Origin of the sequence: Flavobacterium gawalongense (genome assembly GCF_007097265.1) — a bacterium.
Lineage (GTDB): Bacteria > Bacteroidota > Bacteroidia > Flavobacteriales > Flavobacteriaceae > Flavobacterium > Flavobacterium gawalongense.
Window position 1 is genome coordinate 1 of sequence record NZ_VJZP01000001.1, and the last position, 17,642, is coordinate 17,642.

Below are 17,642 nucleotides of genomic sequence, written 5' to 3' on the forward strand. Positions count from 1 at the left end.
AATTAACAGCTCCAAGTGCTTCAGATAATTGTACAACGGTAACCGTAACACGTTCACCAGCGAGTTTGGTGAAAGGATTAAACACCGTAACTTGGACCGCAACAGACGGAAATAGTAATACAGCAACTTCAACACAATCAGTTACCGTAACCGATAATATCAATCCAACAATTACGTCAGGAGCGAATCAATCTGCTTTTACCGCTGCAGGAGTTTGTACTGCATCGGTAGTAGTATCGAATGCTACTTTTGGCGACAACTGTACTGGTTCAACGATTGCTTATACATTGAGTGGAGCTACAACAAAAGTTTCAACAGCTGGTCAAGTAGGCACTTATACATTTAATAAAGGAGTGACCACGATTACCTATACAGTTACAGATGGCGCAACCCCAGCCAATACAATAACGGATACAAAGACAATCACGGTAGTAGATAATATAACACCAACCGTAACGCCAGGAGTGAGTCAATCTGCTTTTACTGCTGCAGGAGTCTGTACTGCAACGGTAGTGGTGCCAGATGCTACTTTTGCAGACAACTGTACTGGTTCAACGATTGCTTATACATTGAGTGGAGCTACAACAAAAGTTTCAACAGCTGGTCAAGTAGGCACTTATACATTTAATAAAGGAGTGACCACGATTACCTATACGGTTACTGATAGTGCTACACCGGCCAATACAATAACTGGCACAAAGACAATCACGGTAGTAGATAATATAGCACCAACAGTACCCGTATTACCAAATATAACAGCTCAATGTTCAGTAACTGTCCAAGCGCCAACAACTACAGATAACTGTGCAGGAACTGTAACCGGAACAACAGGAGATTATTCGATACCTCATACATTTAGTACTGAAGGGACTTATTCTATTACATGGAAATTTGATGATGGAAATGGGAACTCAATAACAAAAATTCAAAATGTAATCATTGATGACACAATAGCGCCGGTACCAAACGCATTATCTGGATTAAATATTTCAGGTTGCGAAATAAAAACAGGAGATTTAACACCACCCACAGCAACTGATAATTGCAGAGGAACAATTACTGGTACAACAACAACTCCATTCCCAATCACTGCGCAAGGAACGACTGTCGTGACTTGGACTTTCAATGATGGTAACGGAAACACAACAACTCAAACACAAAATGTAACGCTAACAGCGCCACAAATTTCTGGAGGATCTTTGAAAGGTTTTGTCTCTGACATTTATACTGTAGCAGATGCTACTGACAATATAGCCATAACTTCTTGTCCAAATGAATCAAATCCAATAACATTGAATTTATCAGGCGAAACAGGGACTATAGTGCAGTGGGAAAAATTTGAAGCTGGAGATATCAATTGGCAAGTTATTCCAAACACTGCTAGCACCACCGCCTATAATACTACCTTTTATTTTCAAAATACGAAATCCACTTTATTTAGAGTCAAAGTGCAAGTGGGAACCTGTACACAATATTCAAATATGGTAAATGTACATGCAATACCTCCAGATGTCCCTCCAATTCTAGAACAAAATAATTTTACTATATGTCTAAATGATCCTATAACCTTAGTGGCACATAACGGTTACACTTCTACAGTAAACATAGGTCAGGGTGGGGATTTTAATACGGGGCAATTTCCTGCCAAGTGGGATCCCACTCAATGGAAAATCGATGGAGAAGTAGCAGGAACGGCATGGACAGCATCAGCTAATAACACAAAAGTCAACAATTGGACAGGAACCAATGATGCTAAAAATGTAGGTACTGCCTATATAATAAAATATGATAATGGCACAGCGGGGAAGAAATTTGGAATAGCCCATGGCAATTATAATAGCACAGCTTATACTGATAAGTATGGTGTAGGACCAACAACCTTAGAAACCCCTATATTTAGTTTGAAAGGTTTAGCAGAAGCGTCTATTTGCTTCGACCAAGCGTATCACCTACGTGTGGGAGATTATGCCAAGTTAGAGTTGTCATTAGATGGCGGAGCAAATTACACCATTACCTTACGAGAATTAATAGGGAAAGACCCGCCATTAACTTGGTATGACAATATGCCTATAAGCTGTCCTCCAACTTCTTCAACTCCCAGTTATTATATGTTCGCATGCGATGACTCCTGTTTTAATTTATATAAATATATTGAACTAATGCCTGCTGGTGGCTATACTAATCTTAGAGTGAAATGGACATTTTTCGGAACGACTGATGAAAGCGTATGGGCAATAGATAATATTACTATCCCTGTAAAACCTGTAGGTGCTCAATTAGAATGGACTGATGGTATTGGAGACCCGATCATTCCACCACTTGCATCCGGAGCGATTGATGTTGCATACTCATTTGTTCCAACATCACCAGGCGTTCACCAATATGGAGCAACAAGTTTAGTTAACGGGTGCAGAGCATATGATCCAGCCGGAACGGCAATAGCTACCGTAAAAGTAAATTATGCCTATGCTGGTAAAGCAATGGAATATACCAATGCAGAGTGTGGAGAAAGAACGGTTAATCTTAATGCCTATGACAACACTAAAACTGCAAAACAAAATAAGGATAAAGATGCCTACCCATTGGCAACTAATGATTTTAGTGACGATCCTGGTACGGGAGCAACAGGAACATGGTCTGTCTTTAATACTACAAATACATGCGGAACCTATAGTTTTTCTGATGCGAAGAGTCCAACTTCATCATTTTCGGGTGATGCGGGAGTCTATACTTTGAGATGGAAGCTAGATGTTTCCGGCTGTTATAGTGATGTTCAAGTAACACTAACCAATTGTAAAGTTATTGATTTTGACGGCGTTGATGATTATGTAGCCTTTAAAAACAATTATGGATTAGGTAGTGCATTTAGTATAGAAGTTTGGGTAAAACCAGATCCACAACCTGCAAACCCACCAAGTACCATCCAAACCATTCTATCTAAACGGAATGCAAACAGTCTTATTGATGGCTATGATCTAAGACTTGTCGGAAGTACATTGTCATTTAATTGGAATAATGGAAGTAAAATAACTTCGCCTTTCCCATTAACTACCAGTAGATGGTATCATGTTGCCGTCACCTATAGTGGCGGAATCTATAGATTATATGTTGATGGAATTGAAGTTATTACTGCTGCCGGTTCTACACCGATAACTAATAGTTTTGAGTGTATTGCGGGAGCCATGGATCAAGCAAATAACCCTCCAAATAAACCAGTAAATTATTTTTCAGGATGGATGGATGAATTACGAATTTGGGAAGTAAGCTTAAGTCCTGACCATGTACGACAAATGATGAATCAACAAATTGTTAACAATGGCGCTGCTGTTAGAGGAGAAATAATACCTATTGACATTAATGGTCCGGATGCCAATAAAGACGGAACCGATGACCAGCCCTTATATTGGTCCAATTTAAAAGGCTATTACCGTATGGACCTAATTGTTTGTGGTTATCTTAACCCTTTTGGAGGAAAGGGCGTTGATGGCAAATTAAGAAACATTACGACTTCCGAAGAACAAACCGCTCCTTTACCTTATGTTTCAATAAGAGATGGTAATTGGACCGATAGAGGGGCCGGTACAACTCCATGGAAATATGGCGATTCTGTTTGGGATTATCCAAATAGTACCGGCTATAATGGAACTCTTATAGATTGGAATATTGTACAAGCGGCACACAATATTAGTTCAGGAAATAAAGATATTACGGTATTAGGTTTAATTTCGACTGCCGGTAGATTAACCATTGCAGATCCTGCGGTAACCGCTCCAATTGAAAAAAATGACGGTCAGGGCTTATGGATTACCCATTATTTAAAATTGAATGGTACTATTGATCTGGTAGGGGAATCCCAATTGGTGCAAAAGAGATATGGCACCTATAATGCAACTAACCTATTTACTACGACTCAATTCAGTGAAAGTATTTTTGACGCAACCAGTTTAGGATATCTCGAGCGTGACCAACAAGGCAAAAAAAACAGTTTCAATTACAATTATTGGTCATCACCCGTAAGTATTATTCAAGGGGTCGAAAATAATAAGCCATACACGCTTCCAAATGTTTTGAAGGATGGCACAACTTCTGATATTCCAAAAACTATAACTTTTGGCGACGGTGCTTTTTATGCTGATGGTGCATTAGAAATTCCAATAAAAATTAGTAACCGTTGGATATGGTCCTACAATTCAGCAACACCAGATTCTAATACGGATTGGCAAGACTATTTTCAATGGAACTATATTGCAAATACAGGGTCATTAAAAGTGGGAGAAGGATTTACCATGAAGGGTACAGGTGGAACAGCAGCAATCAATGCGCTACAAAATCATGTTTTTGTTGGAAAGCCTAATTCTGGAACTATTACGCTACCCTTACCTGCAATCCAAACCTATTTAATTGGAAATCCCTATCCCTGCGCACTCGATGCCGATGAATTTATTTTAGATAATTTGGCAGGCAGAAGAGCTGGCAAGAATATTTTCAATGGCGCACTCTATTTTTGGGATCATTTTGGCATATCAGATAATCACATATTGGCCGAATATAAGGGTGGTTATGCAACCTATACTTTAACGGGAGGTGTTCCAGGTATCAATGACAGTTCATTAACTTTAAATAATGGTGCTTCTGGATTAAATACACCAGGGCGCTATATACCTGTGGGTCAAGGCTTTTTTGTGGATGCCGATCTAGCTTTAACTCCAGCCATATCCGGGACAACAGCAACCGTCGATGGTGGTTTAATTAATTTTAAAAATAGTCAACGTGTATTTGTAAGAGAAACTTCGGCGAGTTCATTATTTATGAAATCAAGCGGTACTAAAAAAACAAAAACACAAGAAATAACAGACACTAGGTTAAAAATCAGATTGGGTTTTGACTCAACTGTTGGTGCGCACCGTCAATTATTAGTTGGTGCGGACAATAACACCACGAATCAATTTGATATTGGTTATGATGCACAAATGTTTGACATGAATGATAATGATATGTATTGGGAATTAAGTAATAGCGAGTTTGTGATTCAGGCAGTTCCAAACTTTAATGATGATCAAATAATCCCTTTCGGTATTATCGTGGCTAATGAAGGTAAAGCGACTATCAAAATTGACGCTTTAGAAAATATACCCGAAACCCTCGAAATTTATTTACATGACAACATAACCGGAATCTATCACGACATTAAAAATAATACTTTCCCAATTTCACTCGCGATTGGCGAATATAAAAATCGCTTCTCCTTACAATTTGTGAATAAGTTATATGGTGTTGACAAAACCAATTTGGATGAAGGAATTATGGTATATTACACCAATAACAATAAAGTTCTAAACATCAAGAATAATTTTATTGACGCAACGGTAAACACAGTATATCTTTTCAATATATTAGGTCAACCTATGGCAGATTGGATTGTTGAAGATATAAAACAAAACAATATACAAATTCCAATTAAAAATTTAAATACAGGAATCTATATTGCAAAAATTATGACTTCCAAAGGCGATTTTAGTAAAAAGATAATTATTAAATAACTAAATCTATCTCTAATGATAAAAACTGGCTTAATTAATTAAATATTAACCCTAATTATAAAATTGATATTAATTATTCTTTTTATATTTGAAAATTAATTCAACTAATAATACAATTTTAACTATAAAACAAAATGAAGAAAATAGGTACCCTTTTAGCAATATTTTTATTTGCAATTAATGCCAGCGCTCAAGAAGTAAAAACTGTTGCAAAAGAAAAAGCTAAAAAAGAATCTTGTTGTGCAAAAAAAGATTCAAAATCAAAAGCGATGAGTGCAGCAGAAGTAGAAAAATGTAACACAAAATGCAAAGCGGAAGGAAAAAAATGTGATGCATCAATGGCTAAAGCCAGTGGAAAAAAATGCTAAACTAAAGCGAAATTATTCGATTCTCCATAAAAAACGCCTCTAAATTTAGAGACGTTTTTCTATTTTTACAATTCCGATATAAATAATTTACGCATATTTTATTTAACTCTTACACTCCATTCAAAATCCATTTCGGAAACCTGGATTCCTTTTTCGTCTGTTCCAATGGATTTCATCCAGAAGGTTTGCCCTTCTCCAGTAGCAATAGTTCCTTGAATGGCTTTTTCTATTAAATAGCCGTCATTACAAGTAAAAGTGATTCTTCCAGTCGCTTTTTTTGTAAAATTCCCTTTATTGTTAGCCACTAACATCGATATTTTTTTACCGCTTTTTTGAATTTGATACATAACCAAAGCTCCCGTAGAAAGCTCAGCAGCCATAGCTTGCACTGCAAAATACATGGAATTAAATGGATTTTGGTTAATCCAACGGTGTTTTACTGACACTACACATTGATGCGCATCTATCTCTTTTACACGTACGCCACAGATAAATGCCGATGGTAACTTGAAGAGTAGAAATCTATTAAGTTTTGATACGGTAAGTTTCATATGAAGCTAATATTTGTTTTTTATAGGACTCGAGCGACAGCGAACAGGCGAAGCAATATGGTATCGCCATTCTTTATTATTTTTGGGATTTTGAATCATGGCGAGTTCATTATTGCTGGTTTTTTTGCTAAAATACAAAAAAATATTATGCGTACATATTAAAATATTTTGTTAATATAATGTTAATATTTGGTATTATGCTAAACAAGATACTGTCTTTTAACCATATATTTGTATAAGAAATTACTATATACTTTTAATCATGGAAACAACTACCGAAAAAAACACCGCAACATTTACTCATTTGAGTTCCTTAACTCAATATTTTATTCCTTTTGGAAATTACATTTTCCCAATATTGATTTGGTCTTCAAAAAAAGACAAATCGGAATTTGTGGATCATAATGGTAAACAAGTGCTGAATTTCCAATTGAGTTTGTTATTGTATTCTTTAGTACTAATTATGATAGCCGTACCTACATTTCTAATTACTTTCTTTAAGAATATTCCTTTTGAAGCGCTAATAAATGATCACGATATTGTTTTAAGAAACTTTAGCTTTGAAGGTAACATCGGAATGTTAACAGTAGGTTTAGTGGCTCTTTTTATTATTGGCCTTTTAAAAATAGTGGAATTCTTTTTAATTATTTATGCCGCTATAAAAACATCAAATGGAGAAAAATACAACTACCCAATAACGATTCCATTTATTAAATAGTAAATACTAAATTAGGTAAGCAGTTTCTAAATAGCCCTGATTACTTCACATTTTATATATTTCCATAGGAGTTCAGTGAATTTCATTTGCAATGGAAATCCTTTTTTATTTTTCCTTTAAAAATAAAAAAGATTGAAATAGAAAGCAGGACACGAGCGAAGCGAACTGACGAAGTAAATAGCTCCAAAAAGAAAGAGTGCTAAGCAATGAGAGATTGCTTCGTTCCTCGCAATGACAAAATCAATCATCAATCAAAAAATGAATAGTTTAATCAACCAAAAATCAAAAAAAAGAAATTATGAACATTGAAAACACAAAAGCCCAGATGCGTAAAGGTGTTCTCGAGTTTTGCATCTTATCCGTATTGAAAGAAAAAGATGCCTACACATCGGAAATATTAGACACTTTGAAAAACGCAAAATTGTTAGTGGTGGAGGGAACCATTTATCCGCTGCTCACCCGATTGAAAAATGACGGATTACTCAACTACCGTTGGGAAGAATCCACATCAGGACCACCAAGAAAATATTATGGTCTAACCGAAATAGGACAAGCTTTTTTAAACGAACTTAGTAGCACTTGGGCTGAATTATCTGATGCCGTAAACCTTATAACCAACCAAAAACAATAGTCATGAACAAAACTGTAAATATAAACCTAGGCGGAATGTTCTTTCATATAGATGAAGATGCATACCAAAAATTAACACGATACTTTGATGCCATAAAACGTTCTTTAAATAATTCATCAGGGCATGATGAGATTATAAAAGATATTGAAATGCGTGTTTCAGAATTATTGAACGAGAAACAAATAAGCGACAAACACGTTGTAGGATTAAAAGATGTTGATGAGGTAATTGCTGTAATGGGACAACCTGAAGATTACATCATTGAAGATGAATTGAAAGGTTCTCAAACGTATAGTGACAACTCCAATAGAAGATCTAAAAAACTGTATCGCGATAAAGAAAAAGGAATGATTGGCGGTGTTGCCGCAGGATTAGGACACTATTTTGGAATCGATGCTGTTTGGATCAGAATTGTTTTAATATTATTAGTTTTTGCTGGATTTGGAACCGGTATTCTTGCTTACATTATCCTTTGGGTGGTAACACCGGAAGCCATTACGACATCAGAAAAACTAGAAATGACAGGGGAACCGGTTAACATTTCTAATATCGAAAAAAAAGTTAGAGAAGAGTTTGAAAGCGTTTCAGGAAAAATAAAAAATGTTGATTACGACAAATATGGCAATCAAATAAAAACAGGTGCCAATAAAATAGGAAGCTCATTTGGTGATTTTATCATTACTGTTTTCAAGGTTTTTGCAAAATTTTTAGGTGTGATTTTGATTATGTCAAGTTTAGCAATACTAATCGTTTTCTTAATTGGTGTTTTATCACTGGGCTCAACAGGTTTCACTAATTTCCCATTTCATGACTTTATCGAATCTGGAAATTTCACGGATTATCCGATTTGGTTTTTTGGAGTTTTATTTTACATCGCTGTAAGTATTCCGGCATTTTTCCTAATGCTTTTGGGCTTCAAATTATTAGCCCCAAATATGAAATCTATCGGAAATATCGCTAAATATACTTTATTGGCAATTTGGATAATTTCAATTGCATTGTTAATATCAATAGGTGTAAAACAAATGTCAGCGTTTTCGGCTAACGGTAGAGTTGTAAATAAGCAAATCATACCATTGAAAGAAAATGACACCTTGCGTATAAAATTTGTACATAATGATTATTTTTCAAAAAATATAAATGACAATCACGATTTCATGGTTACCGAGGATTCAACCGGTGCAAAAGTGATTTATTCTAATCAAGTACGTATCAATATCCGCAAAACGGATGAAAAATCACCTTATATCCAAATTGAAAAAGAAGCGAAGGGAAAATCATTGTTTGAAGCTAAGAAAACAGCTGAAAAAATTCAATATGGCTATACGATTATTGGTAATCAATTGATTTTAGACAACTATCTATTAACTGATTTCAAAAATAAATTCCGTGATCAAGAAGTAGAAATAACGTTGTATTTACCAGAAGGAACTTTACTAAAACCAGATTCTTCTGTTGAAAATTATGATCGTTCTGATAATGATTTTTTCAACTTGCATTACAGTTCAGACAATTACATTTACAAAGTGGAAAACTCTCAAATAAAATGTTTAAATTGTCCTGCTGATGAAAATGAATATGATGACGTTGATAATGACATGGATGACAACGACAGCACTCAAACCTCTGTTACTATTAATAAAAACGGAGTTTCTGTAAAAAATGACACGATCATTAATTCAAAAAACAACATTCAAGAATTAAAAATTAATAAAGACGGCATTATCATTAAAACCAAATAGCCATGATAAAAATCATCACATTAATCACAAAATTCATTAGTGTCACTTTGGTTGCATTATTGTTTGCATCATGTAATCATATGGTCAACATGAAATCAATAGAAGGAAGTGGCCATGTCACCACTGAAAAGCGAATTGTACAAGGCGATTTTAAAAGCGTTAAAGTCAGCAATGCTATAGAGCTTGTTATTGAACAATCAGACAAAACAGAAATCATTGTTGAAGCTGATGATAATTTGCAAAAAGAAATCACCACCAAAGTGGAAAACGGCGTTCTTATTATTGCCTGTGATTATAATTCTTTCAACAATATAAAATCCAAAAAAGTAACGGTAAAGATGCCTGTTATTAATCGATTAGAGGCTTCCGGTGCAGCTACAATCAAAAGCAGCAATACATTAAAAGGGGAAAATATTAAACTGGAAGCCTCTAGCGCAGCTTCAATAGATCTAAATATTGAATCGGATGCTATTTTTTGTGAATCCAGTAGCGGAAGTACTATTGTCATCAATGGAAAAGCTCTTAAACTAGATGCAGCAGCGTCAAGTGGAAGTACTATAGATGCCAAAAATTTATTGGCAAATGAAATCAAAGCTAACGCTTCAAGTGGCGCTTCTGTTAATGTACATCCAATTGTAAGCTTGGATGCAGAAGCATCTAGTGGAGGAAGCGTGAGTTATAATACAGTTCCAAAATCAATTCGAAAAGAAGAGAATTCAGGAGGAAGCATTCATCAGGAATAAGAATTTCTTTTTAATCAAAAATTAGATAAAATCATCCATCAAAAGTGGATGGTTTTTTTATATTTGTATACATCCTAATCCAAATGAAAATGAAAAAATATACTGCCATACTCTTAGTGCTTTTATCAACCACATTGACACTGGCTCAGAAAAAAGAGAAAATAAAAGGATCAAAAACGGTTACCGTTGAGCAAAGGGAAGTTGGTAATTTTGAAGCGCTTGAAGTAGAAGACAATCTCGAAGTTCATTTGGAAAGAGGAGAAAAAACCGAAATAAAAATTGAAGCCGATGACAATTTACACGATATTATTTCATTCGATTTAAGAGACAATATACTGCGCATTTATACCACTAAAGAAGCGGTGAATTACAAAAACCTAATTGTAAGAGTTACCTATACCAATGATTTAAATCTGGTCACTTCAAAAAATGAATCAACTATAAACGCAATACAAGAAATTCAATTAGACAATTTAACATTTAAAGCCCATGATTTTTCCCAACTTTATTTGAATGTCAATACCAAGAATTTCATATTACAAGCTGATGACAAATCAAAAACGGAACTGAATTTAAAATCAGAAAATGCAATCATCGAATTGAGTAAAAATTCATCTCTAAAAGCATTAGTTACTACTATTGATTTGAAAGTTGATATCTACCAAAAATCAAATGCGACTATAGAAGGTGACGCGACTAATGCGATAATCCGATTGGATAATAATTCAACCTTAACAGGAAATAAACTTACCATAAAAAATGCCGATGTAACCACCGAAAGTTATTCCACTTGCAGTTTAAACGCAGCAACAGCCGTTATTATCGATGCCGCTGATAAATCAGAAATTCAACTTGTGGGGACACCAAAAATTGAAATGCGACAATTTGCTGATGAAGCTAAATTGATTAAAAAATTGAAATAAAAAATCCTCCCCCAACCCCTTCCTCCCCCAACCCCTCCGAAGGAGGGGAGTAAAAATTGGATTAATTAATATCTCCAAACCAACAAAAATTCCCACTTGCTAATGCAAATGGGAATTTTTCATTTTGAAAAGTTAGCAAGATTAAAAAATAATCTAACAAATCTATTATCTCAAAAAAATCTAATTGATTTTATTCCTTAGAAGCCAAATATCTTTCGGCATCAAGAGCAGCCATACAACCTGTTCCGGCAGCAGTAATGGCCTGACGGTACACGTGATCTGCAGCGTCACCGGCTACGAAAACTCCGTCAACATTCGTTTTTGAAGTTCCAGGAGTATTGATAATATATCCTGTCTCGTCTAAAGTGACAAATTCATTAAAAATATCCGTATTTGGTTTGTGACCAATAGCCACAAAGAAACCCGTAGCAGGAATATCAAAAATAGCCCCTGTAGTTTTATTTTTTGCTTTTACACCCTCAACTACTTGTTCATCTCCTAATACTTCCACCGTATCGTGATTCATTAATATCGTGATATTCTCCGTTTTACGAACGCGTTCTTCCATGATTTTAGAAGCCCTGAATTTTTCACTTCGCACCAACATCGTTACTTTTTTACAAAGTTTTGACAAATAGTGTGCTTCTTCACAAGCTGAATCTCCTGCTCCAACGATTACTACTTCTTGATTTCTATAGAAAAATCCGTCACAAACAGCACAGGCAGAAACTCCGCCACCCATTTTCAAATAGTGTTGTTCAGAGGGTAAGCCTAAATATTTAGCTGATGCTCCAGTTGAAATAATTACAGTTTCGCAATGCAATTCTTTAGTACCGTTGATCCAAACTTTATGAATAGCTCCAGAAAAATCTACTTTGGTTGCCCAACCATCACGCACATCCGTACCAAAGCGTTGTGCTTGCGCTTGTAATTGAACCATCATTTCAGGCCCTGTAACACCATCCACATAACCCGGGAAGTTCTCTACCTCATTGGTTGTTGTCAATTGGCCTCCAGGCTGGATTCCTTGATATAAAACTGGATTCATATTAGCTCTGGCGGCATAAATAGCTGCAGTATACCCTGCTGGACCAGAACCTATAATAAGACATTTAATTTTTTCGATTGTATCTGACATAGTATGGTTATATTATAATTTTTAACAGTGCAAAAATAAGTTATAATTAGTGCATTATGGCACCTGGATAATCAGTTTTAGCTATTCTATAATAAAAAAAATCCCTTCTGTAAAGACAGAAAGGATTTTTAGTCGGGGTGGCAGGATTCGAACCTGCGGCCTCCTGCTCCCAAAGCAGGCGCGATAACCGAGCTACGCTACACCCCGAAAGCGTCGGCAAATATATAACTATTTTTTGCTTCTCCAAAACTATTTTCAAAATAAGAAATAATTTATTTGGCGTTAAAATACGGTTAGATTCTATTAAAGAAATTGGCTTCTAAAAACAGTATCGCAATCGAACTCTCCTAATCCAGATGGCAGTGAAAAGCTTTGCCTGCCCCCTATTTTTCTTGACACAGAAGAGCGACTAGGCCAAACTCCTTTTAGGGCTTTAGAAAAAAAGGGGGCGTTCAAGAACTTGAAACGAACAACTACAGCAGCTCTTGAAAATCCAATTCAGTTTTAAAAATTCGAATCTGTCAAATGACGACAAATCAAGCTTTAACAAATGTTAACAAAATAGATTTTTAGAAACCATAAATAATTGTATTTTTACGGTTCAAAATTTAGAAAAACAAATGGGCAAAATCATCGCGATTGCTAATCAAAAAGGTGGAGTTGGAAAGACTACAACGTCTGTAAATCTTGCTGCTTCACTGGGTGTTTTAGAAAAAAAAGTGTTACTTATAGATGCTGATCCACAGGCGAATGCCTCTTCAGGATTGGGTATTGATGTCGAATCTGTTGAGATTGGCACCTATCAAATTTTGGAACACAGTCATACACCAATAGAGGCCATTATAAAATGTTCAGCCCCAAATGTGGACGTGATTCCCTCACATATCGATCTTGTTGCTATTGAAATCGAATTGGTTGATAAAGAAAACAGGGAATATATGCTTAAAAAAGCATTGGAAAGTATCAAAGACGAGTACGATTATATCATTATAGATTGTGCACCATCTCTTGGATTACTTACATTGAATGCTTTGACTGCTGCTGATTCGGTAATTATTCCTATTCAATGTGAATATTTCGCCTTGGAAGGTTTAGGCAAATTATTGAATACCATAAAAAGCATCCAAAAAATTCACAATCCAGATTTAGACATTGAAGGGTTATTGTTGACCATGTTTGACTCGAGATTGCGTTTATCAAACCAGGTAGTTGAAGAGGTTCAAAAACATTTCAACGACATGGTTTTTGATACCATTATTCAAAGAAATGTAAAACTGAGCGAAGCACCAAGCTTTGGAGAAAGTATAATAAACTACGATGCGACAAGCAAAGGAGCTACCAATTACTTACATCTTGCTCAAGAAGTTATAAAGAAAAACAGTAAATAGTTTTATGGCAAAAGCACTAAAAAAACAAGCCTTAGGAAGAGGATTATCTGCATTATTGAAAGATCCGGAAAACGATATAAAATCCGTTGATGATAAAAATGCTGATAAAGTTGTAGGAAATATTATTGAGCTTGAAATAAATGCGATTGAAATAAATCCGTTCCAGCCAAGAAGCAATTTCAATGAAGAATCGCTGAGAGAATTAGCAACTTCCATTAAAGAGTTAGGCGTTATTCAGCCTATTACCGTACGTAAATTAGACTTCAATAAATACCAGTTGATTTCGGGTGAACGCCGTCTTCGTGCGTCAACTCTTGTGGGATTGACTACTGTTCCTGCTTACATTCGTATTGCAAATGACAATGAATCACTAGTGATGGCATTGGTTGAAAATATTCAGCGCCATGATTTGGATCCAATTGAGATTGCACTTTCGTACCAACGTTTAATTGATGAAATTCAATTGACTCAAGAACAAATGAGTGAGCGTGTGGGAAAAAAACGTTCTACAATTGCCAATTATTTGAGACTTTTAAAATTAGACCCGATAATTCAAACCGGAATTCGCGATGGTTTCATCAGTATGGGTCATGGTCGTGCGATAATCAACATTGAAGACCAAGATATTCAAACTGACATTTATCAAAAAATCGTTAGTCAAAATTTATCTGTTCGTGATACCGAATCATTGGTAAAAAACTATCATGAAAGTTTAAAACCAAAACCCGCCGGTAAACCTAAAGCGGCATCGTTTGAAATTGCAGATTCTCACAAAAGCACTTTTACGAATTATTTCGGAACCAAAGTCGATGTAAAAGTAGCCGGAAACGGTAAAGGAAAAATCACTATTCCATTTCACTCTGAAGAAGATTTCAACAGAATTATTAAACTAATAAACGAGTAGTGCATAAAATCATTTTCATAGGTCTATTCCTCTTTATAGCAGGAAACGCTACTGTTTTTGGGCAATCGAAAACTGAGGAAGCGATTCTGATAGCAAAAGATACTTTGAAATCGAATGATATCGATCCTTTGACACCTGCAAAAGCAGCCTTTTATTCGGCAGTTTTACCGGGACTGGGTCAAGCTTACAACAAAAAATACTGGAAAATACCTCTTGTTTACGGTGCTATAGGAACTAGTCTTTATTTTTACATTAGCAATAATAAAAAATACCATCAATATAGAGATGCCTATAAAAGCAGATTAGAAGGATATACTACGGATGATTTTGCTTTCTTAGACAATAACCGATTAATTGCCGGACAAAAATTTTATCAAAGAAATCGGGACTTATCTGCTTTGGTAACTTTGGGATTTTATGTTCTAAATATTGTTGACGCCAATGTTGATGCTGCCTTGTTGCAGTTTAATGTTGACGAAAACTTATCCGTAAGACCAAATATTTATCCCAATGATGTAACATTCAAAACAACCTTCGGACTAACTCTTAATTATAACTTTTAACTTCAGGACGATACAACCCGTCAGGTTAATGTTTATTTAAATTTAAAAAATTAAAACAAATGAAAATTGCGCTTTTAGGATACGGAAAAATGGGTCAGGTAATAGAAAGAATTGCTCTTGAAAGAGGTCATGAAATTGTTTTGAAAAAAGATGAATTCAACACTTATGAAGGCCTTTCAAATGCTGATGTGGCTATCGATTTCAGTGTTCCAACAGCAGCTGTCAGTAATATTTCCAATTGTTTCCATGCTAATGTTCCTGTGATTTCCGGAACAACCGGCTGGTTAGAACATTATGATGAAATGTTAGCACTTTGCGCAGCAAAAAACGGAGGATTTATATCCAGTTCTAATTTTAGTTTAGGCGTGAATATTTTCTTTGAACTCAATGAGTATTTGGCTAAAATAATGTCAAAATTCGACAGCTACACGGTTGACATGGAAGAAATTCATCATACCCAAAAACTGGATGCACCAAGTGGAACTGCCATTTCATTAGCAAAAGGAGTAATTGAAAATAGTTCCTACACGAATTGGACATTAGAGAGTCCTAAAGCAAATGAAATCCATATTGAAGCCAAAAGAATTGGATCGGTTCCAGGAACTCATACGGTAACCTACAATTCATCAGTTGATGCTATAGAAATAAAACACACTGCACACAATCGTGAAGGTTTTGCCCTTGGAGCTGTAATTGCTGCTGAATGGATTATAGGCAAACAAGGTGTTTTTACAATGAAAGATGTTTTAAATTTAGAATAAACTTGTTTCAAACTTAAGGTTTAAAGTTCTAAATTGAACAACCTTAAACTTTGAACTTTAAACAAAAAATTATGACTCCATATCAATGGTTTGTATTTTTCCTAATTATTCAGGTAGTTCACTTTTTAGGAACTTGGAAACTATACGAAAGCGCGGGAAGAAAACGTTGGGAAGCCGCCATTCCTGTTTATAATGCTATTGTATTAATGAAAATAATAGGCCGCCCTACTTGGTGGACGATTTTACTTTTCATCCCTATTATTAACCTAATTATGTTTCCGGTGATTTGGGTTGAAACACTGAGAAGTTTCGGAAAAAGATCTTCTTTAGATACTTTTTTAGGAATTATTACTTTTGGATTCTACATCTATTATATCAACTATACTCAAAAAGTAGAGTACATAGCTGACAGAAGTTTACAACCTGAAAATAAAACAGCAGATACTGTTAGTTCTTTACTTTTTGCTGTTATCGTGGCTACATTAGTTCATACCTATTTTATCCAACCGTACACCATTCCTACATCATCATTGGAGAAATCGTTGTTAATTGGTGATTTTTTATTTGTGAGTAAAATGAATTATGGAGCTAGAGTTCCTATGACCACTGTAGCATTGCCTATGGTTCATGATTCAATTCCTTTAACCAAAAGGAAATCTTATTTGACTTGGCCACAATTACCTTATTTAAGATTACCAGGAATTCAAAATATTGATCGCACTGATATTGTAGTGTTCAACTGGCCTGTTGATACCGTTTATAAGTTTTTTGACACATCTAAAAGACGCGCTTACAAACCCGTAGATAAAAAATCGAATTATGTAAAAAGATGCGTTGGGATTCCTGGCGATAGCCTGTCTATAAAAGATGGTATTATTTATATTAATGGCAAAATATTACAATTGCCGGAAAGAGCAAAACCACAATTCTCCTATAAAATAACCTTAGACGGAAAAACACCCATCGATTTTGAATATCTGTTTAAAGATATGGATGTGACTGATCCGGCTGGATTTATGGACCAGACTAAAAGGGATACGCTGTTTATGGGTGCTTTGACTGAAGCTGGAGCCAAAAGATTAGAAAATGTACCTGGCATTACTGCTGTGACCAGAGAGATTTCAAAAAAATCTGATAACGGCATATTCCCTCATATTAACAAATGGAACCGCGATAATTACGGTCCGATATACATTCCGGAAAAAGGAAAAACAGTCGCTTTAACAACAGAATCATTACCATTTTACAAAGCTATAATTACTGATTATGAGACGAATAAAAATGGAGAGAAGAATGACCTTAAGGTAACAGGAAACGAAATCAGACTAAATGGTCAGGTTGTTGACAAATATACTTTTCAGCAAAATTATTATTGGATGATGGGAGACAATCGCCATAACTCCGAAGACAGCCGTTATTGGGGTTATGTTCCTGAAGATCATATCGTAGGAAAACCAATTTTTATATGGTTAAGCATAGACCCTCATGGAAAAGGGTTAAATAAAATACGTTGGGACAGAATTTTTACAACTGTTAGCGGAGAAGGTCAGCCTCAATCGTATTTTAAATTATTTTTGCTTGGTTTAGTAGCCTTCTTTGTTGGAGAATATTTTTGGAAAAAAAGAAAGACAAAAAAGGATATTTAGTATAAAGTTCCAAGTTGAACAACCTT

14 protein-coding genes and 1 tRNA gene are annotated in these 17,642 nt (G+C 35.2%); 12 read left to right on the forward strand and 3 right to left on the reverse strand.

Annotation, left to right across the window (positions count from 1 at the left end):
• Both FNW38_RS00005 and FNW38_RS00010 read left to right on the forward strand, forming a co-directional pair.
• The coding region (locus tag FNW38_RS00005; protein WP_143385890.1) for a LamG-like jellyroll fold domain-containing protein at nucleotides 1-5,540 on the forward strand (5,540 nt) is incomplete at its 5' end.
• A gap of 134 nt (nucleotides 5,541-5,674) precedes the next feature.
• Entirely contained in the window at nucleotides 5,675-5,908 is a 234-nt protein-coding gene (locus FNW38_RS00010; RefSeq protein ID WP_143385889.1) for a hypothetical protein, read from the forward strand.
• Nucleotides 5,909-6,006: 98 nt separating this feature from the next.
• Here the strand turns inward: FNW38_RS00010 and FNW38_RS00015 are convergent, their stop codons facing one another.
• Nucleotides 6,007-6,459, reverse strand: coding sequence for a DUF4442 domain-containing protein (locus FNW38_RS00015; RefSeq protein ID WP_143385888.1), 453 nt, complete (start codon nucleotides 6,457-6,459; stop codon nucleotides 6,007-6,009).
• Between the two features lie 262 nt (nucleotides 6,460-6,721).
• Here FNW38_RS00015 and FNW38_RS00020 point away from each other — a divergent pair, with 262 nt between their 5' ends.
• The 5 genes from FNW38_RS00020 to FNW38_RS00040 all read left to right on the forward strand — a co-directional run bounded on the left by FNW38_RS00020 (nucleotide 6,722) and on the right by FNW38_RS00040 (nucleotide 11,216).
• A complete protein-coding gene (locus FNW38_RS00020; RefSeq protein ID WP_143385887.1) occupies nucleotides 6,722-7,177 on the forward strand; it encodes a DUF4870 domain-containing protein in 456 nt (151 codons plus the stop codon).
• A 298-nt stretch (nucleotides 7,178-7,475) separates the two neighbouring features.
• Complete coding sequence (locus tag FNW38_RS00025; protein WP_143385886.1) at nucleotides 7,476-7,808, forward strand: PadR family transcriptional regulator; 333 nt, start codon at nucleotides 7,476-7,478, stop codon at nucleotides 7,806-7,808.
• A gap of 2 nt (nucleotides 7,809-7,810) precedes the next feature.
• Nucleotides 7,811-9,550, forward strand: coding sequence for a PspC domain-containing protein (locus FNW38_RS00030; RefSeq protein WP_143385885.1), 1,740 nt, complete (start codon nucleotides 7,811-7,813; stop codon nucleotides 9,548-9,550).
• A 2-nt stretch (nucleotides 9,551-9,552) separates the two neighbouring features.
• The gene (locus tag FNW38_RS00035; RefSeq protein ID WP_143385884.1) at nucleotides 9,553-10,293 is read left to right on the forward strand and encodes a head GIN domain-containing protein; all 741 of its coding nucleotides are present in this window, start codon (nucleotides 9,553-9,555) and stop codon (nucleotides 10,291-10,293) included.
• Between the two features lie 89 nt (nucleotides 10,294-10,382).
• The gene (locus tag FNW38_RS00040) at nucleotides 10,383-11,216 is read left to right on the forward strand and encodes a GIN domain-containing protein (protein WP_143385883.1); all 834 of its coding nucleotides are present in this window, start codon (nucleotides 10,383-10,385) and stop codon (nucleotides 11,214-11,216) included.
• A 190-nt stretch (nucleotides 11,217-11,406) separates the two neighbouring features.
• On the opposite strand, the gene trxB is transcribed toward FNW38_RS00040, so the two are convergent.
• Together trxB and FNW38_RS00050 are read right to left on the reverse strand one after the other, a co-directional pair.
• Nucleotides 11,407-12,354 carry a thioredoxin-disulfide reductase gene (trxB, locus tag FNW38_RS00045; RefSeq protein ID WP_143385882.1) on the reverse strand — a complete coding sequence of 316 codons (948 nt, stop codon included), beginning with the start codon at nucleotides 12,352-12,354 and terminating at the stop codon, nucleotides 11,407-11,409.
• A gap of 132 nt (nucleotides 12,355-12,486) precedes the next feature.
• Nucleotides 12,487-12,561 (reverse strand) — tRNA-Pro (locus tag FNW38_RS00050).
• Between the two features lie 413 nt (nucleotides 12,562-12,974).
• On the opposite strand from FNW38_RS00050, the gene FNW38_RS00055 reads away from it, so the two are divergent.
• The 5 genes from FNW38_RS00055 to lepB all read left to right on the forward strand — a co-directional run bounded on the left by FNW38_RS00055 (nucleotide 12,975) and on the right by lepB (nucleotide 17,616).
• Complete coding sequence (locus FNW38_RS00055; protein WP_143385881.1) at nucleotides 12,975-13,742, forward strand: ParA family protein; 768 nt, start codon at nucleotides 12,975-12,977, stop codon at nucleotides 13,740-13,742.
• A 4-nt stretch (nucleotides 13,743-13,746) separates the two neighbouring features.
• On the forward strand, nucleotides 13,747-14,646 hold the full coding sequence (locus tag FNW38_RS00060) for a ParB/RepB/Spo0J family partition protein (protein WP_143385880.1): 900 nt from the start codon (nucleotides 13,747-13,749) through the stop codon (nucleotides 14,644-14,646).
• Nucleotides 14,646-15,209, forward strand: coding sequence for a DUF5683 domain-containing protein (locus tag FNW38_RS00065; protein ID WP_143385879.1), 564 nt, complete (start codon nucleotides 14,646-14,648; stop codon nucleotides 15,207-15,209). The genes FNW38_RS00060 and FNW38_RS00065 overlap by 1 nt, the downstream gene beginning before the upstream one ends.
• Before the next feature lie 59 nt (nucleotides 15,210-15,268).
• A complete protein-coding gene (gene dapB / locus FNW38_RS00070; RefSeq protein ID WP_143385878.1) occupies nucleotides 15,269-15,970 on the forward strand; it encodes a 4-hydroxy-tetrahydrodipicolinate reductase in 702 nt (233 codons plus the stop codon).
• Between the two features lie 71 nt (nucleotides 15,971-16,041).
• Nucleotides 16,042-17,616, forward strand: a complete 1,575-nt coding sequence (lepB, locus tag FNW38_RS00075) for a signal peptidase I (protein WP_143385877.1) — start codon at nucleotides 16,042-16,044, stop codon at nucleotides 17,614-17,616.
• The last annotated feature ends 26 nt before the right edge of the window (nucleotides 17,617-17,642 follow it).